Consider the following 21,835-nt stretch of genomic DNA (forward strand, 5'->3'; position numbering starts at 1 on the left):
CAGCAAAAAACTAGTATTATTATAATAATTGCTTGCCATAGCATAAAGCCTCTGTCTCTTCAAATCACTTAAATATGTCAATTTATCAAGCCACTTTATAAGCAACTTATGTGTTAGTTCCTTATCATCTATATTTACCTCATTCATATTTATAGCTCCATATCTTATTTTATATTTTGTTAATCTATGTATATTATAGTTTAATTTTGTCGAATAATCAAAATATTCCACGATTATTGTATAAAATAAAAAAAAGAAGCCTCAAGCAAAGCTTCTTTCAAATAAAATTATTATCTGTATCACTCCATAGTTTTTCTATACAGAAAATATTATCATTCTCTTGTGTTTTATAGGATATCCTAATTAGGAACATCCCTCCCAATCTCAATTATCCTCCCCACTACACCCCTAGGTCTCCTATCAAACTCTTCCCTACTAAAACCATACGATTTCCCATTGCACTCTACCCTGATTTCATCATCTTTAATAAATATCCTCATCCCCTCAATAGAAAATCCCTTAATCCTACTATCCTTATCAATGCTTCCACCTATTTCTGTTTCAGTTAAAGAACTTATCCTCCTAAGCTCTTGCCATAGTCTATATTATTCCTTAGATTTTATACAAAGCTCAGTAACTATCACCGCATTATGGAGTAAATACTCAGTAGTGTAAATAACCCTTCGAACCTGATACCCTTTTACTTCAATTTTCCTATAGAGCTTGTCCCATGCCTCTATTTTAAAAACATAATAATCTTCTTCAGAATCACTAGGTATTTCCTTTATAGTATTTCTCTTCACAACTTTTATATCTACTACCTTGCCATAATAAGTTATACCAGCTTCACCTGCAAACTGTCTCTTTGACTGTGCTAGTGCTACGAACTTAATATTACGCTCTGCTAGATTAATATTGTCACATTTAGTGTGATAAAACTTATCTTTTAGATTTATTTCAAGTTGCTCCTTATTTCTTAGCGAGCCTACAATAACTGTTCTATCCTTAAAGTATTCATCTTTTATATAATTCTCTCGTCCTATAGGCTCAAGTGATCTTTCAAAGGTTGAATATGAGGATTCATTTATTAGCTTATCTAAAAACTCTTCCATTAGCCCTGTAGTTGATGGAAGAAATGGAAAACCGCCTATATTTACTTCTTCTATACTCTTATAAAAGTCATGACTTTTATATCCCTCTTCATCCTTATATGGGAACAATACAAATGCTCCAAAAACACAATTGTTATAGACCCCTGTTTTATTGTTTTTATATACTATTGCATCTCTGTACCTGTGCATGGTATTTATGTCTTCTTCCTTAGGCCCAATGCCACCATAACTTTTCTGGTACTCTTGTTGAAGTGTCTATCTTATACTTTGTGTCAAATACAAACTCATAGGCCTTATCACTACCAATTTTATTTATAGATAACATATTATCAGGCTTTTGCGTTACCGTTTTACTGCCTTCAGTTCTAGAACCTAAGTTGCTAGCTTTTCGTGATTTAAATGCATTATAGCTGACCTTGAAAGTTTCCTTTGTGTTAAGGTTTTCATATGATAATGTTGATGTTATTCCTTTTTAAGTGATACAAATATTCCAGTTCTATTAATTCATCTTCTGCGAAGCTGCAATATTAATGACTTCAGAAGGATATTTTTACTACCTATGAAGTTTTTTCTTTGTTATAGCATATAACTCCAACTTATAGATGTAGGAGACTTTCCTTCTGAAATGTCATTAACAGTATAAAGTCTGTACTTATTAGCTTATATCTCTTTCTAAGTAGCGAATTTATCTTTATAAAACACCAATACTCATATAGTAAACTCAGTTCCTTCATTGATAATGAAAATATATTACTATTAATGCTTAATCCCTTTTGCAGCATTAGATAGTATTTGTATATTTCTCTATATCCACTTGCCATGTTAAAAACTAAGGACATAGAAGTATTTCTGTAATCGCTATCTACCTTCTTTAAAAATGATGTTTTTAGTTTATTATTTATTGCTTTCTTCATAGTCTATTATGCAGCATTAATAATTAGCAGAATGGCTCATATTCATGGTTTATCCACATCCCCCGTGGGATTTTTTGAAGGAGCTTGCGACTGAAATTGCTTAATATCTTCATTACGTCTATAGAAAATCCCTTAATTCTACTATCCTTATCTATGTTTTTAGCAGTTTCTGTTTCAGTTAAGGAACTTATTCTCCTAAGCTCCTTCCATACTCTATATTCTTCTTTAGATTTTATGCAAAGCTCCGTTACTATTTCCGCATTATGGAGTAAATACTCCGTATTATAAATCTTCCTTAGGTAATTACGTCTATACCCACGGTTATATCCCATCGCTTTTAAATTCTTATCTCGTTGATTAGCCGATATTTTGAAACCGGCACCATATTCTTTTTCAATACCAATAGCAATTTTTCTATCTGATGTTGCTACTAACCCCGAAGTAACTTTTGCGCCTACTGCGGCATCCCAAGTACTAAGGCTGTCTTCCTTATAATTATCTGAATTAAATTCCTTTTTACTTTCATCACCTTGTACACTAACTCCCTTAGAATGTTGTATTCCAATATTGACACCTATTGCACCAACTGCAATACCAGTAACATTCTTCATATCTGATGCTACTATCCCAGATATACCTTGTGATGCTATTTTTTATTTGCACTTTTTAATACTATTATTGAACCTATTGGTAAATACTTATTCATTAATTAATCGCTCCTATCTGTGTAATATTAAAAAAAGATATAACATAACTATTTCGTATACTGATAATACACATATACTTAGTATAATCTTTTTCTTTACTAAATCCAGTGTACAAAAACCTATTAAAGCAATTGGCATTAAAAGCACCATTATATGATTATCATTAATATTATTTTTTTTAAAGTAATTGATTATGAATTTCCTTTTGCTCTACACCGTATATCATTAACCTTTTTTGTCCATCCTTAAGAAGAATTACAGAACCTATTGGTAAATATTTATTCATTTTAAGCCACTTCTCCTATCAAATTTTTATAAATAATGGTATTATCATTACTATCTGAAATATCAAACATAAAATTACACCCAGAATTGCCTTTTTTTTCATTTTTATGATTTGCTCTTTATCGCCAATTTTAACAATCATTCTATACCCAATTATAAAAAATACAATAAACATAGTGGGTATTAGCACAGCTATCTTATAACTATCAAAATATTGACTAAGCATGACCAAAACACCAATTAGGGCAGGGCAAAGCAATATTTCTGCTCCCATTTTAAAACCTTTATATGCACAATAGATCGCCCCAAATGTACAAATCATACAACTTGTAGCAGCTAAAAATATTTGTACGGATACGTTTCCTACCTTCATCAAAATCATTGTTAAAACAAATGCGAACATAGAAATATTTTTTATAGTATCTTCATGTTTATATTTCATATTTTGCTCCCTATACATTTAATTATTACCGAAGATTCCATGTGCTTTTTATTTTACTTGTTGCCGTATTTCTGAAATTTATATATTAAATATTGTATACCTACTATAAAAATAAAACTTCAGTGGAATTATAAATTTCCTTCTGAAGTCTTTGGTATTACAACTACATATATTATTATTTATTTGTAGGAAGTTGTAATTTTTTATTGAATTCATATTGTTCTTCATCTTGAAGCCCCAAATGATATATTTTATCTATTTGCTCGTGATTAAATATGTATGTATGCTCTAAATCTATATTTCCTTCTGGGAAAAGACAAGCAACGTAATCCCAGATCTTACCTGAGTCACTTTCCTTTTGCTCTAAACCATATATCATTAATCTTTTTTCCCCTTCTTTTAGAAGAATTACAGATCCTATTGGTAGATATTTATTCATTTTAAGTCACCACTCCTATCCGATTTTTATAAACAAAGGTAGCACCATTAATATTTGAAATAATGCTAATGCTATCAATGATCCTATAACGGGTTTTTTTACTTGATTAATTATTTCTTTATCACCAAATCTAACTATTGTTTTATATCCTAAATAAAATCCTAAAAATATACATGCAGGTGCAGGTATACAGAGATTATAACTATTAAAATATTGACTGAGAATTACAAGAAGACCAGCAAATGCCAAGCAAAACATAAATGCTCCTGCCATTTTAAGTCCTTTTTTAGCACCTTTATAATTTAGGTAAACACCACCCACTATACATCCCGTACAAAATATAATACCTACAAATATTTGTGTAGATACACCGCTGACTTTCATAAAAATCATTATTATAACAAATGTGAACATCCCAATATTTCTCATAATATTTTCATGCTTATTTTTCATATTTTTCTCCCTATATAATTAATTATTACCGAAGATTCCATGCACTTTTTATTTCACTAGTTGCATAATTTGCTCCAATCCCTACTATACCAACAGCAAGAATTGTAAGAGCACCAGTAACAACTGCTGGTGCCGCAACAACAGTACATATACCACCTACTAAAGCAACTGCTCCAGTTGAAATACCGTAAGCAACACCCGTCATTCCAACATCGACACTAGATGCTTCAAGCTTTTGAGGCGTTGTTCTATTATTATCAAAATCATCAACCACGGTAAGTCCAGTCAATGCTAAAGTTACAACTCCCAAACCCTTACCAAGCATTTTATCTTTAGGTATAGCCTTTTCTATGTTTCTATCTTCCTTAGGAATATCCCTTAAAAGATTCCGCCTCTCATAATGTTTTTTTCCCATATCTTTTAAATTGTTAGAGTGTTGATTAGGCGATATTTTTGAGCCAGTGCCATACTCTTTTTCAATATCAATAGCTCTTTTTCTATCTGCTGAAGCCACTAACCCAGAAGTAACTTTTGCACCTACGGCCTTATCCCAAAAACTAAGGCCATCTTCACTTTTATTATCTGAATTAAATCCCTTTTTACTTTCAGTACCTTGACCACTACTTCCTTTCCCTAGCAACATTAGAGCACTTGGAGATAAAATCCCTGCACCAAGCGTAAAAAGCGAGCCACTCACAGTTGCCTCCTTTACATCATGTTCTAACTTACTTTCTGATTCCTGAAATTTGTTTATTACATTATGTATTCCTGTTATATCAACCATTTAATCATTTAATTACCAAAAATTATTATAATAATTTTCTTATTAAAATCTCAATTTGGACATTCCTTAAATTAAAGTCACCATAGATAGTATATACCTTACTTCAAAATAGAATGTTTTAACTTCCCCCCCCAAACTTAATTATTCTCTCCATTACACCCCTAGGCTTCCTCTCAAACTCTCCCCTACTAAAATCATAAACTTTCCCATTGTACTCTACCCTGATTTCCTCATCTTTAATAAATATCTTCATTCCTTCAATAGAAAATTCCTTAATTCTACTATCCTTATCAATACTTTCCCCTATTTCTGTTTCAGTTAAAGAACTTATCCTCCTAAGCTCTTGCCATAGTCTATACTCTTCCTTAGATTTTATAAAAAGCTCAGTAACTATCACAGCATGATGGAGTAAATACTCAGTAGTGTAAATAATCCTTCGAACCTGATAACCTTTTACTTCAATTTTCCTATAGAGCTTGTCCCATCCCTCAATTTTAAAAACATAATAATCTTCCTCAGACTCACTAGGTATTTCCTTTATAGTATTTCTCTTCACAACTTTTATATCTATCACCTTGCCATAATAAGTTATACCAGCTTCACCTGCAAACTGTCTCTTTGACTGTGCTAGTGCTACGAACTTAATATTATGCTCTGCGAGATTAATATTGTCACATTTAGTGTGATAAAACTTACCTTTTAGATTTATTTCAAGTTGCTCTTTATTTCTCAGCGACCCTACAAGAACTGTTCTATCATTAAAGTATTCATCTTTTATATAACTCTCTCGTCCTATAGGCTCAAGTGATCTTTCAAAGGTTGAATATGAGGATTCATTTATTAGCTTGTCTAAGAACTCTTCCATGAGTCCTGTTGTTGATGGAAGAAATGGAAAACCACCTATATTTACTTCTTCTATACTCTTATAAAAGTCATGATTTTTGTATGCCTCTTCATCCTTATATGGGAACAATACAAATGCTCCAAAAACACAATTGTTATAGACCCCTGTTTTATTATTTTTATATACTATTGCATCTCTGTACCTGTGCATGGTATTTATGTCTTCTTCCTTAGGCCCAATGCCACCATAACTTTTCTGGTATTCTATTGATGTGTCTATCTTATACTTTGCGTCAAATACAAACTCATAATCCTTGTCGCTACCAAGCTTATTTATAGATAACATATTATCAGGCTTTTGCGTTACTATTTTACTACCTTCAGTCCTAGACCCTAAGCTACTAACTTTTCGTGATTTAATTGCATTATAGCTGACTTTAAAAGTTTCCTTTGTATTAGTGTTCTCATATACCAATGTAGACGTTACGCCTTTTTTAAGTGATACAAATATTCCTGTTCTATTTATACTTATAAAGTCTGTACTTATAAGCTTATATCTCTTTCTAAGTAGCGAATTTATCTTTATAAAACACCAATACTCATATAGTAAACTAAGTTCCTTCATTGATAATGAAAATATATTACTATTAATACTTAATCCCTTTTGCAGCATCAAATAATACTTATATATTTCTCTATATCCACTTGCCATATTAAAAACTAAGGACATAGATGTATTCCTATAATCACTCCCTACATCCTTTAAAAATGAGGTTTTTAGTTTGTTATTTATTGCTTTCTTCATGGTGTTTAACTTATTTATAATATCCTCATTCTTTTTCCAAGGTGTTGATGTATAAGTTCTTATAAAACTATCTATCTTGTGAATTATAGTTATTAACATAAATTTTAGAAATCTATTTTCCTTAGTGTCGAGTGTTACCTTTTTAATGAATATTTCCATTTACCTTTACATAAAGATCTGAGTAACCTATATCTCCTCTGAAATTAATTATTCCACTTAGGATGTTTCCACCTCTACCTGTAGGTGTTACTTTGTTTCTTATGTTAGTATTTTCATGGTAAAACTCTATGTTAGTTTTATTTTTTCTTTCAATAACTATTTCATAATTAGTGTATTCTTTAAAATAAAGGCACTGACTAGTCTCCTCTACATGTTCTTTGCCTTCTACCATAATAGTGAGTGATTTTGACTCACCGTAACCAGCAGCTCCCCTATTACCTTTTATAGAAAAATACACTTCTTCTGTTTCTATAAATAACAGCTCAAAATTATTGCCAGAAGGTTGTGAATCCATCTCGAAGGAACCTCCTGATCATATACATTATTTTTTCACTACTTAATATGTATTCACTGCTTAAACACTGATTTTCCATAGTTTTTAACAATGCATCCTCAATGTACCCATCATTTTTGTATTTAGTATTATTTAAGTTGTTAAATAATTCTACTAATATATCTAGTACTTCAGGGCTGCTACCACCTATTTTAGGCAATATCTTCTGCACAATGGAGTAGTCCATAGCTTTATTAAATGTAAATAAACTATTCTTGACAGCATAAATAACATAAAACACTATTTCATCACGTACCCTATAGGCAAAATGTTGTTGGTACTTTTCAAGAATATTGTTTATTTCAATTAATTTATCTATAACATTAGTCGCTGTATCCTTTTCATCTTTGCAACTCGATATTTTTAAATACTCTGATTTCTAAAAGTCATTATGATAGTTTTTAGGTAAAAGCTCATTAACCTCTACTTCCTCAAAACTGTATCTTAAGTCCACCTTATTGAATTCTATAGTATTATCCATATCTATACCTTTTTACTAAAAGGAAATGTAGTCTCGTCCATATTTGCAGTTACAACTATATATAAGTTCTGTGGGATATAAATGTCACCATATTTATCATAGGCTCTTTCATCTTTTCCAAATTGAGCTCTGCTTAACAATCTTTGAGTTATAATTTCATCATCTTTTATATTTCTTGTTTCCATAGTTGATAGAATATCACTGAAATAATACTCTACTCTGGCTAAATTCATTTCATCAAGACATAAGAAATAAGGTTTATCAATGTTTTTCATGGCCTCATAAGCAGCATCAATAATAATAATGCCTGGAACAAATTTATTCTCAATGTTTCTGTAACCTAATAGATCTGTTGCATCTGACCAGTCTGGTCTAACCTGAACTAGTTGGGATCTTTGATTATCACAATTAGCACCAACTGCTTGTGCAAATAGTTCTACTATTTTACTCTTCCCAGTACCTGAAATGCCTGAGAGAATAACAAAAGGTTTGGTTTTTAAACTAAGATAAAAATTAGTAATCAAATCTTTTGTATAATAAAATCCTTTACTTGTTATGTATTTATGAATATATGTAATTTCATTATTAATATTTGTTATCGTATCAAATTCATTATCAAGCTCATCTTCTATAATCTCTTCATCATCTATTTCTTCATCTTCTGATATGCTATTTGATTTAGGAATTAGTTCAAGTACAAAAGTATCTATTTTATCACCTTTATAGAAATCTATATACTCTTGATATTCTGCTGGAATTGTTGTAGGTTTCTTATCATTTTCTTTTTCATATTGAACAATATAATCATAACTTACTTCTAATTTTTCTTTTAAAATTTCAAGCAATGCTTTGTTACTATATCTAAGCTGTACGGTCATTCCATTTCTTCCCTTGGAGCTTGGCCATAAAGCCATTGCAGAAAACTCTTTTTTATTAATAAATAGCTTTACCTTTATACTTTTTCCAAAAGATAACTTATCTGATAAGTTATTTAGAAAAACCTTGTGATATCTTAATGGGATTGTAGTTCCATATTTAAAAGTACTCTTATCTACTGTTTTCCTTCCTAAAAAATTTTCATTTCCAGTAGCCGTATCTACCCATGAATCTTTTTTACTTTTCTCCATTTAGTACACACCTTCTTCACTTTATCATATGGTAATTCTATCATAATTAAGGATAATCTTTATTGGGTTATTCAACATATCTTGCTTAACTTTTAACCAAGATATGTTTTAAGGGGTTCCCTGCTGGAAATCCCTTCTGTTATTTTACATTTTTTACATTTTTTAAAATATTTTTATTTCATTTATTTTAACAACTATTTTCGAGGGTCAGGTACTTTACATAGTTTTGATCTGAAGTAGACAAACTATGTTGCTACAAACCCCATTTTGAAGAAAAAGGCATATGAAAAAGACTCTAGCACAATATGCTAGAGCCCTTGACTTTGGCTGAGAACGTGGTATTTGAACCCCCTGAACGCTTTAACACGTTCACCTGTTTTCGAGTTAGGCTATGCACATTCTATGTATTGAATATAAATTCAGTTTCGGTTTTTAAAATAGTTCTAACTGTATGGAAAATTCCGAAAATTTTTCTTTATAAATAAGTTCCTGTTTTGCTGCAAACAAAAAAAATCTTAGTTTTTCCAGTTGTATAATTTGCTCCACCAGTGTAAGCATTGTACCCTTATTCTTCCATTAGCTCCGCGAATTTAAACATTTCAATTGCAGTAAAAGTATTCTTTTCTTCTGTTGAGTACATTTATATCAACTTTCACAATAAATGTTCAAGAGTAATTTGGATACTACTTCTTTTTAGTTCAGTATAAAGTACAATTGTTTTTCCAAGTGTAATAAATTAATTTCATATCTATATGTCTATCTATCTATTTAAATTCTTATTCATCACAATATTAATAAACCCATTTATTACTCTTATTGGGTAATTAATTATTTTTTCTTTATCATCTTTGTCAATTATTGTAGCCCCAATTTCATCCTCAACATTAATAAACTTTCTTTTAAATAGATTTCCTCTATTAAACCTTTGTTCTATCCATTGTCGTTTCTCTAGTTTGTCTGCTTCTTCTTTTTTTCGTATTTGTTCTTCAGCTATTTCCTTTTCAATATCATCTAATACTTTTAATCTTATGCTATTAATGAAAAACTGCATATTTTGCTTTTTATCTTTATCACTATATAGATTCTTACCCATACAGCAAATAAGAATAATGAAAGTTACCGCTCCTAAAGATGCATTAATAATATTTGAAACTGAATCGCCAAAATACTTAATATGGAAATTAAAGATATTAGAACCTTGAAGATATAACGTGAATATTACTGCACATATTGCTATAAATAACCCAATCCGTTGAATATTGAATGGATCTAAGTATTTCCCTGTTTCTGATTCAAGTCTAACTTTCTCTATGTTTACTTTTAATTGTTTACTTTTAATCTGAGTATAATAAAAAGACTTTATATTATTATATAATATTTGAATATCTTCATAGTCTTCTTTTTCTTTTTTATCAGTTTTATTTTCTTCAAATTTTTTAACGTACTTCTTATAATCAACTTTTGATACTAGTCTTTTCTTTTTATTCCAAAACATTCATACCACCCCCTGACCATCATTTGCAATAAAATGGTAAAATCCTCTAATTTATTATGCAACCGTAATCACCTGAATAAACAGATGCTGTTTCCTGTTAATAATCACTATTTGTTTTTGAGATTTCTTCATTGTTCTTTGAATGATAAATATAAAGTTAAATCTATCTTGTACTCTTTTGCAATTTATTCAATTATAGCTTTTTCTACCATATTCATCATCTTCCTAAAAATACATTCTACAATCGAGAGGTAATTTCCTTCTTTTCTTACATATTTATATAAATTGTAGTACTATTAAGTAAATAAGCATATGTCATATATCAAACTAGTTACCAGTAAATTCATTCATAAATTACATATTTTATGTTGTAATAATATTTAGGTGATTACTATTACTAATAAAAATACAAGTAAAATATTAACTAAAGAATCCACTGATAGACTTGATACTACTGACGACTTAATTTATAACTTTTTTCAAGAGTATCTTAATAACTATTAACGTAGTTCTATTATTCTTTCAGTTTTATTGTATATAATTTTATTAACTCATTCTAATTTTTCAAAAGGCATATTAAACACAATGGATGTTGCCCTTACACACTCTCTATCTTTGTCACACACTCCACATGAGGTGTTTGTTTACAACTCATATTTTAGCTTATCTATATATATTAAAAATCATCATATAATCATTGATATTAAGCCACTTATGGAATTGATTAACATTATTTTTTCAATTAAATATTAACTGTTTTTATTTAATTATATTGTATGTATCGGTGACAATACGGTGGTATTGCCACCATTAATTTTGTCTAGATAAATAGCACAATAGAACCCACGCCCTTCAGATTTATAGACACGATAAATACACTATGTTATAACTTGTTATAATCGTTGTTATTGCTATGAATTTAATTTTTATTACACATATCTTCCCTTTCAATCATATACTTTTTACTCGTGTTATGTTATTGTTGTGTTATTTTAAATTACTTCAAACCTTAGTTATACCAATGCATTATTCAAATTAATTCAAATGATAATATTATAAAATTGGGTACTGTTATTTATTTACAGTGCCCAATAATAGAACTCAAACATAAGACGCAAATACATTTTCATATTATAACTACTACAAACCTGCGACCAACTGGTTTACCGGCTCAATAAATGTAATTTGTTATAGTCTGTTATAATCGTTGGTATTACTATATTCTTAATTCTAACTTACACATACTTTCACTTTTAATCATGCATTATTTTACTCAGGTTGTGTTACGGTTGTGTTATTGCTAATTGCCTTAAACCATAGTTATACCAGTTCCTTAATAACATAAATTTATTTCAAACTAATAAATTTGGGTACTATTATTTATATATAGTACCCCCCTAATAAAATTAAAACTTAAACCCCTAGTAGACACCAGACCTTTAGATTCATCAGGAACTGGTTTAAATATATATATATATATATATAATCACCATCCCTTACAACTACTCAATTTACTTTTTAACTAAGATAAATAATACCTCTTATTATTTTTTGATTATACATATGCTACTAGTAGAACTATCAACCTCGCATGCACTTATTCCAACAAGGGTATTTCTACTTGGATGTCTAGGATTACCTAAATTAGTTAATAAATTTGTCCATCTATTTGTTTTGAATATATACAAATGTTTATTTTTATTCTTTAAGACATATCCTAAAATCTTTTCACCTTGTGCTTTATATGTCTTACGCGGCATGTGTTTTGGTGACTTTCCCCAAGCAAAGATAATTACATCTGTACTTTCTATCTTAGATTTAATTAATTGGTCATTTTCTTTAATTTTCTTATCATAAACTTCAATTCCATGTTTCCTAAGTTGCTGAAGAGTATTAAATAGTTCCCCCGATTTGGTTTTGTATACTGGATATAAGTTTACGATTTCAATAATGCCAACATTATATTTAACAGAATTTAATAAATTCAGAATTTTATTTACAGTTATATCTGATTGCTCAGAATTTGCTTTACTTGGATTCATCATCACGCAAAGCACTTTTTTATTGTTATTATTGGAAATTTTTACACTAATTAAGTTTCTTACTTTGATATTATTGTTAATATCTCTATTGTCCGAACATGGTTTTCTAATTACAAATTTAGGATATTTAATTGATTTTGCCATTATTTCACCATCCTACTATTAACAAAATTTAATAACTACAATACACATATGAGGGTCTCAAGGGGAAGGTATAAGGCGCCAACCGGTTCGTAGTGTGATAGATAGGCTATCTTAACTTAGGCTACATTTTGTAAACCCTTGTATATCAATGTTTACACAATATTGACTTAAAGTACCCTATAGTAAATTCATGTGATCTCCAGCAAAATAAACACCAACAATAGATTTCTCTGCTATTATCTTTTAATTATAATAGTATAAATAATAGTTTAATAAGTAAAAACAAAATCAGCAGCTTATACCCAGTCGGAACCCACGACCTTCAGATTTATGGACACACTATATATAATTCTTCACTACCTGTTATAATCCCTGATATCATTGTATTCTAAATTTTTACGTACACATATTTTTACTCTTAATCATGTACTTTTTTACTCGTGTTGTGTTACGGTTGTGTTATTTATAATTACCTCAAATAGCAGCTGTACCAACATCTTATCGATAATAGTTTTAATTGTAAAATTAGAAATTATAGTACCTAATAATAAATTTCGAACTTAAAACAAGATCACTGCTTGATAACCAGTACAGACCCCCGGCCTTCAGATTCGAAAGAAGCAGTTCTAATTAAGTTTAAACTATCGTTAATCCCTTATAAATAGCCATTTTACTTTTTAACTAAGTTTAAGCAATACCTGTTTATTTTAAACTATAAGGGGCAAAAGAAGGGGCAAACCTATCGACCCTTTTTCATTTTTCGAACTAATTCAAAGGTTTACTATGAAATTTATAATTGAATTTTGTAATTATATAATTAATAATCGGATACATTTCTAATTCATCATCTACAGGAAAATCTACGGAATCAGGAACACAATTAGCATCATAATCTTCAAATTCTACATTAACAATGATATTATCACACTCTTGTTTTATTCCTAATCTCCCAATATAGTCATCCTTATATGTTAACTTACCTACCTTTATATTGTTATCATCCGGTACTATCTTCATACCGATAGGCAAATTAGCTCTAATTGAGGCTAGCATCACCTTTGTTTTCCCATGTTTTTTTTAGTTTCGGTATCCAAATAGTACCCAGAAATCTTATAGCGGATATAATTCTTTATAACCTTTTACAACCCATGATATTACTACGCTGCTAAGTTTTATTTACACATATTTTATAATATAAACATGAGTTCTTTTGCTCGTGTTGTTTTATTTCGAATTATCTAACTCCATAGCTATACCAATGCATTATAAATATTAATCTAATTAATAATATTGTAAATTTGGTACTGTTTTAATAATATTAGGCATCTAAATATTTTTTTTAAAATTGCTACAAAAAAATAGAGCTCCTCGGATAACTCCTGGAGCTGGTTTTAATCATCAATACCTTTTTATATTATTACTCACTTTCATTTTCTTCTATTATTTATTATAAAATTTTATTTTAATTATTCGATATTATATGAATTAATATTATTTAACCAAATAAACAATTTAAAAGGTCAATGCTCATTACTAATATCATGCCAGAGCTTCTTCATTATTAATAAAATTATATAAATACTCTTTTAATGCAATATCCTCACAAGTAGATAACTGGACACTTTGAATATCTTCAAAAATAACATCATCTAACTTACAAAAGGAATCTAGAACAAAAGTACATTTCCATAACCAAGAATCTGTATAATTACCATAGAATTTTTTTAGGTCAATAAATATACTTGAAGTTCCTGGGCTCAATTCCGAAACTCTATAAAACAAATTTTGTACATAATCACATGGATTATATAGTGACGTGGATTGCAAAATACATATATTTTCTTCACTGCTATTAAAATTCGTTACATAAAGGATTGGCTTCTCAAGCGAAGATTCATCTTCACTTAAAGATAAACAATATTCTTTTATCATACCTACTCCACCTACCTTCCTCTACTTAATAGTATCAAATAAAATCTTTTTTGTATACATTATAATATGAATTCTTTATAAAGCTTATTACATCATTGTTATAAATACCCTTACACCTTTCAAATGTTCTAACATTCAGGATATTAGTACCCATACCTCCACTACTATGATTTGCTGGATTTCTAAAGGCTTTTATCTTTGTATATAACCTCTCTATAGTAGCTTTCACTTCTTTCTTATCCTCTTCAGCTACTCTCATATCTTTATATTTTGAATCTAAAAGTCTATGCCTATCATTAAATATAATTCCAAATTTAAATCTACAATCTGCAACCTCACATCTTTTAACAATTTCTAGTTTTACAAGTAATTTTTTGAAGAATCCTTCAATGGATAATGCTGCTGGACATAAAACAGTATTATATCTAGGAAACTTAATTTCTTGATCTATTAGTATTTGAGCAGACAATAAATATTCTCTATCTTCTACACTTAGAAAATTGTATACATCTTCTGTTAAATTTTCTTTTAAATTCTTCTCGAAACTACTAAAATCATCGACCTTATTTTCTCTTATATTTAACGCATCTGTTTCTATTCTTTTAAGGATGTCTTTAACATCACATTCATTATTTAACTCTACAATTCTACATACTCTTTCCCACAGATTACCTGTATATCCTTGAACAAGTAAATTATTTGTATTATAAAAATTAACGGTAACTTTTTCATGTACTATATGATCTGCTATCACTATAGAAAATATACATCCATTTCCCTTAGCATCACCATCACTCACAATATAGTCACCTTCGTCTAATCCTATTAATTCATCCTTTATATTTGTGGGATTTTTTACATTTTTATATGTATAATTTTTATTTTCCACTTTGACATAATATAATTCTTTCCACTTATTCACTATTCTATTCGCAAGCTCCCCATCTTGGACTATAGAATCATCAATTTTTAATCCTTTTTTTGTATTATAAATTCTCAAAATAGAATTATTGTTTAAATTTACCTGAGTAAGCTTTTCATGTTTCTTCTCACACTCAAAACTAACACCTTCAACTTCACAAACTCCCTCTAATTCCTCCATCAATTCATCCATAGTTTTTTTAATTTTATCCACCATTATAAATTCCTCCAAATGTATTTAACATTATTAATCTTTTAGTTTATCAACATCCATTTTTAGATATATACTCTTTTTTATTGATTTCAATTTTCCATTTCTATTTAGTGATGATAACTTTTGACTTGTAATACCTAAATATGCTGTAACTTCACTAGAATCCATTATAGATTCATGAATAAACTTAATCAGTTTTTCTCTTGTAGCATAGCTATACTCACTTCTCTCATTTTGATTACTTCTTAATGCACTCTTAGCAAGTTTATCAACTTCATCGTTATACTTGTCCCCTGAGTGAGCATCAACTTTTTCAAATAATATTTTGATTTTAATTCCGTATTTTAACATATAATCAATGTATACTTTTGAAATATAGTCCTTTGCTTTCCATTCTCCCAAATACCATCTAGCAATACCGATATAATCGTGTCTAATAATAATTCGTTTGTATCCCAATTCATATGCTAGTTTTACTGCATACATTGCTCCCTGAAGTTCACCTGCAACATTTCTGACATTTAATGCTTTTGGATCATTACCATGACCAGATTTTTTGATAATTTCACCCGATGGTGTTATTAGAATACATCCAAAGGAATACATTTTTGCAGTATCAGAATAGCTACCATCAACATATGCAATTGCAGTATCCAAAGTGCTCATAATTATATTTTTATTTTCGTGTTTAGTTTCAATGTTTATAAACGCCTCTGCATCTTCCTTTTTTCCAAAGGCCTTATAATCAGCATTGCTAAAACCATCTATCATTTTCTTACACTCTTCCCATGATTCATATATACCAGGGACTTTCCCAATTTTTACTGCATAATATTTATTTTTTGCCATTATTCTTCTCCTTGTCTTCAGTCAATAATATATCCACGGCTTCTTTTGTTGATATACCTTTTTTAATATCAAAAGAATCTACTAGACTAAAAGAGACTTTTACATCTTTGAAAACGTCCTTTTTTAAGGATAAAATTGAACTAGTTCTAAAATAATAGCTATTGTTTTTAACTTTAATGAACCCAGCTTTTCCATTCGGTAGAAATTTCATAATGAAACCCTCAAATCGTTTTGATATTAAAATTTTCTGACTTACCCAATAGTCTCTAAGTTGCATATGAAGATTATCTGTTTTTATTTCATCTTTGACACTTAACCTATCAATACATTGTATTAACTCACTAGGTATATTCCATTTCTTTTCTACTCTTATTTGCTTAACAAAAACGTAATGCATAAGTGCGTACTTATATTCCTTTTTCATTTCCAATACTTGCCCTATTTTATAATATAAATTAATTTTCTTATCTGGTGGATCCTTTGTAAGTGCTGCCATAAAGGCATGGCCCAACCCTTCGTCATAATACTTTAAATCTATTTTCATCTGAAAGATTGTCTTATGAATAGTCCAGTGATCCTTCTTAACTAACAGTTGTTCAAGTAAATTAATTGCTGCTTCTGGATCACCTAAAAGCGATATACACTCTGCTTTCCTTGCCTGCATCCAAACATCTCTATCATTATGAAATTTATTTATATTTAACATTGCAACATCACACCAATTAATGGACTCCTTAAATTGTCCTAATTCACTAGCTACCTTACATTTTAAGTAATACCATTGCTCTTTAATAGATCTACATTTAGTTTATCTAACCACAGCCCTATTTTTCTGGCATCAAACGGTTCCTTAAATAGTTCCTTAAATAGTTTGATAATTTTCCAAACAGTCTTTTCATAAGGCAATTTTATATCTTGTTGCGTATTATTAATTATAAATCTTGCAATGCTCTCAATTTGCCCTAGGTTAAGCTCTTTCTCTTTTGTATCCAAATTTTTAAAAAACTTTTGATACAAACACCAAGATAATAAATCATTATTATATTTAAAGCCTTTTTTAGATAAATATATTTGTTTACAAACACTTATTGCATTATCAAGCATATTAAGCTTTTTTAATGTATCTGCATATTCCCATCCTAACCAAACATCCACATTTCCTTTATTGCAAGATCCCCATAATTTTTTATAAATTACAACTGCTTCCTTCAAATTACCTTCTTTTCTAAGCTTCTTTGCAATTATACGTTCCTCGATCATTTATATCACCTCAACACGAAAAATACATCATATACCAATATTCAACATTATTTTGTAAATACCTTCCTAATATAATATTTACATAAATTAAAAGATATGCCTCAGATTTATTTTTAATGCATTTTTATGATAATTATGCAATATTAAAAAAATGCAGCTAGATTTCTCTAACCTCAGGCATAAAATTAACTAATGTTTGAAGCTTCTATTAAAATACTTTACTATGTTATATAAATCCATTTCTTTCATTTTGCATCATATTTTAAAAACTCATCATATATACTTAGTCTTAACTGAATTCCTACTTGATTTGGTTCTAAGTATTTCCTCATGTCATCAAAAATTCCATCGATGTTTTGTAATTCAGAATCAGTATATATTAATGAAAACACTCCATATTTTCTATAATAATCTTTGTGCTTTTTCATCTCTTTTTCAAAGTTACATTTTGCTTCCTCATTAACTTGTTTTTGGCTTTTACCCTTTATCCCTGTTAATTGTCCATGTGTTGACCAAGGAGATAGTTCAAACCCAATTTTATTTAAACTGAATGGATCTATTATACAAAAGTCTAATCTATATTTATGTTTTTTTTCCAATCCACCATATCTAAATTCAGGAATTAATAAAGGTACCTTTTCTGGGAAGTCTGAGTTTAAAACAAAATCGCTGTATTTTTTAGAAATTTCTTTCTCGTATTTTGATCCAGAAGCTCTTACCAATGTCTGCTTAAAAAATGTCAAATATTGTTTTACGTCTTTAAATGTAATTATTTCATCCTCAAACGGAACAACTAGTCCAGTTTCCAAAACATGCCCGATTGTCCAATAATCTTTTTTAAAGTATCTAATTTCACTTTTATCATTTTCCCAGTTATCATTCTTAAATCTAGGTGTTACAAGTAACCCATATGAAGCATTCTCTTGTCCAATCCACATAATAGACTCTTCAATTGTTGGACGATTTCTTGATAATGCATCTATATTTCTCAAGTAGGTTCTCTGCAAAAACAGCTTTAAATATTCCCATACGGTAGGATATTTTATTATTTCTTGGTACATTAAATAATATCTACTACTGTATCTAAATTCCCCTAGCAAATCTAAATAATCCATATATCCCTGCAACCATGACTGAACATAAAGTTGAGGTGATATAATAACCGCATTATTCAAATCAATAAAATCGGCATTCTTACTACCAAACTTAGCATTTAATGATGATTCACTTTCATAACCTGTTAATTTAAGAACTTGTGGCAATAATACATGTAATTTTTCAGTTAATATCTTTATTTCTTTATTTCTCCTTGTTATCTCTGGATTTCTTTTAACCATCTAGTCACCTCATTTAAGATTATGTGTTTCTTATATAAAACCTTGATAAACAACTTTTCCTATCCTTCTACACATAATATGAAATCAAAATTACAATTTTTCTATTGTTTATCTGTTTTAGCCAAAGACTATTTCCTCCCTTCATTTACCTTTTAGTGGTGTGTATATTATTTTATTTCTACTTTCCATTTAGTTAGTACTATAATATTGCTTTCATATACTAATATTTTTAAAATAGATATATTTTTATTTTTTTCATTACATTTACTATAATACCAATATTCTACAAATAAACTTAATTACCTTTAATTTTTGTTTGAAATAATAAAACTCCGTGATATTGCCCTATGTATATTAATTAATAAACACAGTGATTTTTATAGACTAATACAGTACTCCCATGCACACAATTTCTAATTTCTCACCTGTGTTTAGATAAAAAAAAGAGCATCTCTGCTCCATAAAACTATTTCCACAAATCCTTAGTAAATTCCTCTATCTCTTTTTTTCTCTTATCAGTTTCATCAGTATCTATGTTTATCCTATCATTAGTTATACTAAGGACATCTCCCTCTTTAACTGTAATAGGGATTTTGATTTTTAATGTCTAGCATTTGCCTATCTTCCTTTTCGCATACCGCAAAATCGCCTAAGCTCATCCGTTAAATACTTTTATCTGATTGATTGTGTACGTATGAATATTTTAAGTATTACCAAAAGTGCCTTACTGACTAAACCAATACTCACATTAGTTAAAATTAGCTCATTAGTATATGATGCCATAAACCCACCGTGAAACACTCTGTTGCTCTTCATAATTATAGATTCATTTGGCTGTAAATTGTAGTTTGCTATAATGTCCTCTCCTATTAGTAATTAGTCCATTCATCTTACTTCAGCAGAAACTAGTTCAAGGAAGAAAAGTTGAGAACTTTTATCATATTTTTTAACCCTAGCAGTAAAACGGAATTTTTGTCTCTCGCTAATATTTCCAGGAACTTTAGAACCAGTAAGGTGTAAATCATAAATACCCACATCTTCGAACTTAAAATTAGGTCCAATAGCAGATGTTTTACTATAATCACCAGCATTTATCAAAAATGCTCATATCTTGTTTTATAATCCTCATGTTAAGCCATAGATGCTATATTTGCATCAAATTTAATAGTTCTACCAGCATATTTTTTCAAATTTGCTAGCAATTGGATTTGATGGATCCTTTACTGTCAAAACGGCTTCCATCTCTTCATTATCTTTGATAGTTAGTATTTCATTTGCTTCTTTATGTTTAATGACTTGAATGTCAGCTATCTTTTTATCTTCTATGGCTTTTGCTTCTTCAATTTTTTTATCTTCTACAGCCTTTGCATCTGATATAACTTTAGCAGCAGCATCATCTTTACCCTTTTGAATAGCTATAATTTCTTTTTCAGAAACTAACTGTGCATCTTTTTTATTTTGAAATAAAACAAAATTTGCACCAGTGCCAAGTAAACAAACCATAACTATTGCAATTATAATATTGAGTTTTTTATTAAATATAATAGGTTTGCGTTCAACTGTAACCTTTAATTTCTTTCTATCTTTTATCGCAAAAACAATGTATGGAACTGCAATAAACCCTATAGATCCAATAAAATTAGATGGGATTAAAAATATACAATAAGCATAATATATTAGTGCTATTACCTAGCTATAAAAGCTATAAAAATATGAATAAGAAAGCAACACTTATTATGTCTTTGTTAATAGTTACATAATAGCTCAATTTATATTATATATAAATGTTTACCATATTCAAAATATGGATGTATTAATGGTCAATTATTCTATGATTTTATGTATTTGAAGGTTCTTACATTGTTTTGTAGAATACTATCACCATAAGGAGATGACATATATGAATTATGTTGAATTAATAGACATTCAAAACGAATTTATTTCAAATTCAAATTACTTATTAGAATCAACAGAAGCTGCATTTGCTTGCAAACCTATCAAGCTTCAAAGAATTTTGTAACATTACCTACGCAATTTCTGATATTCTTAAACCAATTTCTCAAAATACCTTTAATTATATGGAATATTTTAATAAAAAATCAAACCCAGCATTTAAGTTTGAACAATACCAAAAACCTAATAATCTAAAAGAATTTGTAAAAGTTGCCTATGACGTTCTTTGGAACAATAAAATAAATACCCGCAATATAATTAATTATGCTGCATGGACTTTATATCCAACTACTAAATGGATTAATGAGATAATAATTCTAGGTACCAATGATATATCAAAACCTCTCATTGATTATATTGACTTAGAACTTACTAAATCAATAAATAAAGAGAAGAATGAACCATTTTTAAACCAACAAACCTTTAATATTCAAAATGCTCACGAATCAATAATAGGATCACAAACAAATGCAACTATTAATACTGGAATTACCTTTGATGAAGCTATAAAGTATATATTGAAAGTAAGAACATTGATGCAACAGATAAGCTACAATTAATAGATTTTACTAATTATGTGAAAACTCTGGCTGAAAACAATGTACCTATGAATAAAGGACTATTATCCAAATTTAAGAGGGTGTAAATTATTTTGTGTATTCTCTTTCTTTAAGCAAAATAATTGAATTATTTAATTATGAAAAAATGTTACTATAGTTTATAAATGTTGTTACTTTGTAATT

Annotated in this window: 24 protein-coding genes and 1 pseudogene; 1 reads left to right on the forward strand and 24 read right to left on the reverse strand. The window is 29.0% G+C overall.

Going from position 1 to position 21,835, the window contains the following annotated elements; genetic code table 11:
* Positions 1-605: 605 nt before the first annotated feature.
* From KPL44_RS25625 to KPL44_RS23695, 24 genes and pseudogenes are all read right to left on the reverse strand, one after another.
* A pseudogene (locus tag KPL44_RS25625) lies at positions 606-1,578 on the reverse strand (nuclease domain-containing protein).
* A 130-nt stretch (positions 1,579-1,708) separates the two neighbouring features.
* Positions 1,709-2,026 carry a DUF2357 domain-containing protein gene (locus tag KPL44_RS23585; RefSeq protein ID WP_216255598.1) on the reverse strand — a complete coding sequence of 106 codons (318 nt, stop codon included), beginning with the start codon at positions 2,024-2,026 and terminating at the stop codon, positions 1,709-1,711.
* 23 nt (positions 2,027-2,049) lie between these two features.
* Positions 2,050-2,637 carry a hypothetical protein gene (locus KPL44_RS23590; RefSeq protein WP_216255601.1) on the reverse strand — a complete coding sequence of 196 codons (588 nt, stop codon included), beginning with the start codon at positions 2,635-2,637 and terminating at the stop codon, positions 2,050-2,052.
* Between the two features lie 274 nt (positions 2,638-2,911).
* Positions 2,912-3,019: a DUF4176 domain-containing protein gene (locus KPL44_RS23595; RefSeq protein ID WP_216255603.1), complete on the reverse strand. Its 108-nt coding sequence runs from the start codon at positions 3,017-3,019 to the stop codon at positions 2,912-2,914.
* Positions 3,020-3,037: 18 nt separating this feature from the next.
* Positions 3,038-3,460 (reverse strand): hypothetical protein, encoded by a 423-nt coding sequence (locus KPL44_RS23600; protein WP_216255605.1) that lies wholly within the window; start codon positions 3,458-3,460, stop codon positions 3,038-3,040.
* A gap of 175 nt (positions 3,461-3,635) precedes the next feature.
* Positions 3,636-3,899, reverse strand: coding sequence for a DUF4176 domain-containing protein (locus KPL44_RS23605; protein WP_216255607.1), 264 nt, complete (start codon positions 3,897-3,899; stop codon positions 3,636-3,638).
* A 15-nt stretch (positions 3,900-3,914) separates the two neighbouring features.
* The gene (locus KPL44_RS23610) at positions 3,915-4,352 is read right to left on the reverse strand and encodes a hypothetical protein (protein ID WP_216255608.1); all 438 of its coding nucleotides are present in this window, start codon (positions 4,350-4,352) and stop codon (positions 3,915-3,917) included.
* Positions 4,353-4,377: 25 nt separating this feature from the next.
* The gene (locus KPL44_RS23615; protein ID WP_216255611.1) at positions 4,378-5,136 is read right to left on the reverse strand and encodes a hypothetical protein; all 759 of its coding nucleotides are present in this window, start codon (positions 5,134-5,136) and stop codon (positions 4,378-4,380) included.
* Between the two features lie 118 nt (positions 5,137-5,254).
* Positions 5,255-6,943, reverse strand: coding sequence for a DUF2357 domain-containing protein (locus KPL44_RS23620; RefSeq protein ID WP_216255613.1), 1,689 nt, complete (start codon positions 6,941-6,943; stop codon positions 5,255-5,257).
* On the reverse strand, positions 6,927-7,298 hold the full coding sequence (locus KPL44_RS23625; RefSeq protein WP_216255615.1) for a hypothetical protein: 372 nt from the start codon (positions 7,296-7,298) through the stop codon (positions 6,927-6,929). Before KPL44_RS23625 ends, KPL44_RS23620 begins: the two co-directional genes overlap by 17 nt.
* A complete protein-coding gene (locus KPL44_RS23630; RefSeq protein WP_216255617.1) occupies positions 7,273-7,578 on the reverse strand; it encodes a hypothetical protein in 306 nt (101 codons plus the stop codon). Before KPL44_RS23630 ends, KPL44_RS23625 begins: the two co-directional genes overlap by 26 nt.
* A 242-nt stretch (positions 7,579-7,820) precedes the next feature.
* A complete protein-coding gene (locus KPL44_RS23635) occupies positions 7,821-8,945 on the reverse strand; it encodes an McrB family protein (RefSeq protein ID WP_216255620.1) in 1,125 nt (374 codons plus the stop codon).
* 760 nt (positions 8,946-9,705) lie between these two features.
* The gene (locus tag KPL44_RS23640; RefSeq protein WP_216255622.1) at positions 9,706-10,440 is read right to left on the reverse strand and encodes a hypothetical protein; all 735 of its coding nucleotides are present in this window, start codon (positions 10,438-10,440) and stop codon (positions 9,706-9,708) included.
* A gap of 1,544 nt (positions 10,441-11,984) precedes the next feature.
* The gene (locus tag KPL44_RS23645; RefSeq protein ID WP_216255623.1) at positions 11,985-12,626 is read right to left on the reverse strand and encodes a DUF1643 domain-containing protein; all 642 of its coding nucleotides are present in this window, start codon (positions 12,624-12,626) and stop codon (positions 11,985-11,987) included.
* Positions 12,627-13,391: 765 nt separating this feature from the next.
* Entirely contained in the window at positions 13,392-13,643 is a 252-nt protein-coding gene (locus KPL44_RS23650) for a hypothetical protein (RefSeq protein ID WP_216255624.1), read from the reverse strand.
* A 522-nt stretch (positions 13,644-14,165) separates the two neighbouring features.
* Entirely contained in the window at positions 14,166-14,558 is a 393-nt protein-coding gene (locus tag KPL44_RS23655; RefSeq protein ID WP_216255626.1) for a hypothetical protein, read from the reverse strand.
* Between the two features lie 34 nt (positions 14,559-14,592).
* Entirely contained in the window at positions 14,593-15,696 is a 1,104-nt protein-coding gene (locus KPL44_RS23660; RefSeq protein WP_216255628.1) for a type II toxin-antitoxin system RnlA family toxin, read from the reverse strand.
* 30 nt (positions 15,697-15,726) lie between these two features.
* Positions 15,727-16,542 carry a ribonuclease H1 domain-containing protein gene (locus KPL44_RS23665; protein ID WP_216255630.1) on the reverse strand — a complete coding sequence of 272 codons (816 nt, stop codon included), beginning with the start codon at positions 16,540-16,542 and terminating at the stop codon, positions 15,727-15,729.
* A complete protein-coding gene (locus KPL44_RS23670; protein WP_216255632.1) occupies positions 16,529-17,248 on the reverse strand; it encodes a tetratricopeptide repeat protein in 720 nt (239 codons plus the stop codon). Before KPL44_RS23670 ends, KPL44_RS23665 begins: the two co-directional genes overlap by 14 nt.
* Before the next feature lie 62 nt (positions 17,249-17,310).
* On the reverse strand, positions 17,311-17,802 hold the full coding sequence (locus KPL44_RS23675) for a tetratricopeptide repeat protein (protein ID WP_216255634.1): 492 nt from the start codon (positions 17,800-17,802) through the stop codon (positions 17,311-17,313).
* Positions 17,803-18,047: 245 nt separating this feature from the next.
* Positions 18,048-19,139 (reverse strand): hypothetical protein, encoded by a 1,092-nt coding sequence (locus tag KPL44_RS23680; protein WP_216255636.1) that lies wholly within the window; start codon positions 19,137-19,139, stop codon positions 18,048-18,050.
* A gap of 466 nt (positions 19,140-19,605) precedes the next feature.
* Entirely contained in the window at positions 19,606-19,737 is a 132-nt protein-coding gene (locus KPL44_RS23685) for a DUF3006 domain-containing protein (protein ID WP_367302972.1), read from the reverse strand.
* A gap of 287 nt (positions 19,738-20,024) precedes the next feature.
* The gene (locus KPL44_RS23690; protein WP_253201926.1) at positions 20,025-20,237 is read right to left on the reverse strand and encodes a DUF4839 domain-containing protein; all 213 of its coding nucleotides are present in this window, start codon (positions 20,235-20,237) and stop codon (positions 20,025-20,027) included.
* Between the two features lie 72 nt (positions 20,238-20,309).
* Positions 20,310-20,642, reverse strand: a complete 333-nt coding sequence (locus tag KPL44_RS23695) for a hypothetical protein (protein WP_216255638.1) — start codon at positions 20,640-20,642, stop codon at positions 20,310-20,312.
* Between the two features lie 575 nt (positions 20,643-21,217).
* Here KPL44_RS23695 and KPL44_RS23700 point away from each other — a divergent pair.
* Positions 21,218-21,652 carry a hypothetical protein gene (locus KPL44_RS23700; protein WP_216255639.1) on the forward strand — a complete coding sequence of 145 codons (435 nt, stop codon included), beginning with the start codon at positions 21,218-21,220 and terminating at the stop codon, positions 21,650-21,652.
* The last annotated feature ends 183 nt before the right edge of the window (positions 21,653-21,835 follow it).

Origin of the sequence: Clostridium sp. DSM 17811 (assembly GCF_018861905.1) — a bacterium.
Lineage (GTDB): Bacteria > Bacillota > Clostridia > Clostridiales > Clostridiaceae > Clostridium_AD > Clostridium_AD frigoriphilum.

What these genes read in the sequence shown, in the direction of transcription:
- KPL44_RS23605 (WP_216255607.1), bottom strand. Translation starts at nt 3,899, where the DNA reads ATGAATAAATATCTACCAATAGGATCTGTAATTCTTCTAAAAGAAGGG.
- KPL44_RS23590 (WP_216255601.1), bottom strand. Translation starts at nt 2,637, where the DNA reads ATGAAGAATGTTACTGGTATTGCAGTTGGTGCAATAGGTGTCAATATT.
- KPL44_RS23620 (WP_216255613.1), bottom strand. Translation starts at nt 6,943, where the DNA reads ATGGAAATATTCATTAAAAAGGTAACACTCGACACTAAGGAAAATAGA.
- KPL44_RS23585 (WP_216255598.1), bottom strand. Translation starts at nt 2,026, where the DNA reads ATGAAGAAAGCAATAAATAATAAACTAAAAACATCATTTTTAAAGAAG.
- KPL44_RS23670 (WP_216255632.1), bottom strand. Translation starts at nt 17,248, where the DNA reads ATGTTAAATATAAATAAATTTCATAATGATAGAGATGTTTGGATGCAG.
- KPL44_RS23600 (WP_216255605.1), bottom strand. Translation starts at nt 3,460, where the DNA reads ATGAAATATAAACATGAAGATACTATAAAAAATATTTCTATGTTCGCA.
- KPL44_RS23680 (WP_216255636.1), bottom strand. Translation starts at nt 19,139, where the DNA reads ATGGTTAAAAGAAATCCAGAGATAACAAGGAGAAATAAAGAAATAAAG.
- KPL44_RS23695 (WP_216255638.1), bottom strand. Translation starts at nt 20,642, where the DNA reads ATGGTTTGTTTACTTGGCACTGGTGCAAATTTTGTTTTATTTCAAAAT.
- KPL44_RS23615 (WP_216255611.1), bottom strand. Translation starts at nt 5,136, where the DNA reads ATGGTTGATATAACAGGAATACATAATGTAATAAACAAATTTCAGGAA.
- KPL44_RS23665 (WP_216255630.1), bottom strand. Translation starts at nt 16,542, where the DNA reads ATGGCAAAAAATAAATATTATGCAGTAAAAATTGGGAAAGTCCCTGGT.
- KPL44_RS23635 (WP_216255620.1), bottom strand. Translation starts at nt 8,945, where the DNA reads ATGGAGAAAAGTAAAAAAGATTCATGGGTAGATACGGCTACTGGAAAT.
- KPL44_RS23610 (WP_216255608.1), bottom strand. Translation starts at nt 4,352, where the DNA reads ATGAAAAATAAGCATGAAAATATTATGAGAAATATTGGGATGTTCACA.
- KPL44_RS23645 (WP_216255623.1), bottom strand. Translation starts at nt 12,626, where the DNA reads ATGGCAAAATCAATTAAATATCCTAAATTTGTAATTAGAAAACCATGT.
- KPL44_RS23700 (WP_216255639.1), top strand. Translation starts at nt 21,218, where the DNA reads ATGGAATATTTTAATAAAAAATCAAACCCAGCATTTAAGTTTGAACAA.
- KPL44_RS23660 (WP_216255628.1), bottom strand. Translation starts at nt 15,696, where the DNA reads ATGGTGGATAAAATTAAAAAAACTATGGATGAATTGATGGAGGAATTA.
- KPL44_RS23640 (WP_216255622.1), bottom strand. Translation starts at nt 10,440, where the DNA reads ATGTTTTGGAATAAAAAGAAAAGACTAGTATCAAAAGTTGATTATAAG.
- KPL44_RS23650 (WP_216255624.1), bottom strand. Translation starts at nt 13,643, where the DNA reads ATGAAGATAGTACCGGATGATAACAATATAAAGGTAGGTAAGTTAACA.
- KPL44_RS23625 (WP_216255615.1), bottom strand. Translation starts at nt 7,298, where the DNA reads ATGGATTCACAACCTTCTGGCAATAATTTTGAGCTGTTATTTATAGAA.
- KPL44_RS23655 (WP_216255626.1), bottom strand. Translation starts at nt 14,558, where the DNA reads ATGATAAAAGAATATTGTTTATCTTTAAGTGAAGATGAATCTTCGCTT.
- KPL44_RS23675 (WP_216255634.1), bottom strand. Translation starts at nt 17,802, where the DNA reads ATGATCGAGGAACGTATAATTGCAAAGAAGCTTAGAAAAGAAGGTAAT.
- KPL44_RS23595 (WP_216255603.1), bottom strand. Translation starts at nt 3,019, where the DNA reads ATGAATAAATATTTACCAATAGGTTCTGTAATTCTTCTTAAGGATGGA.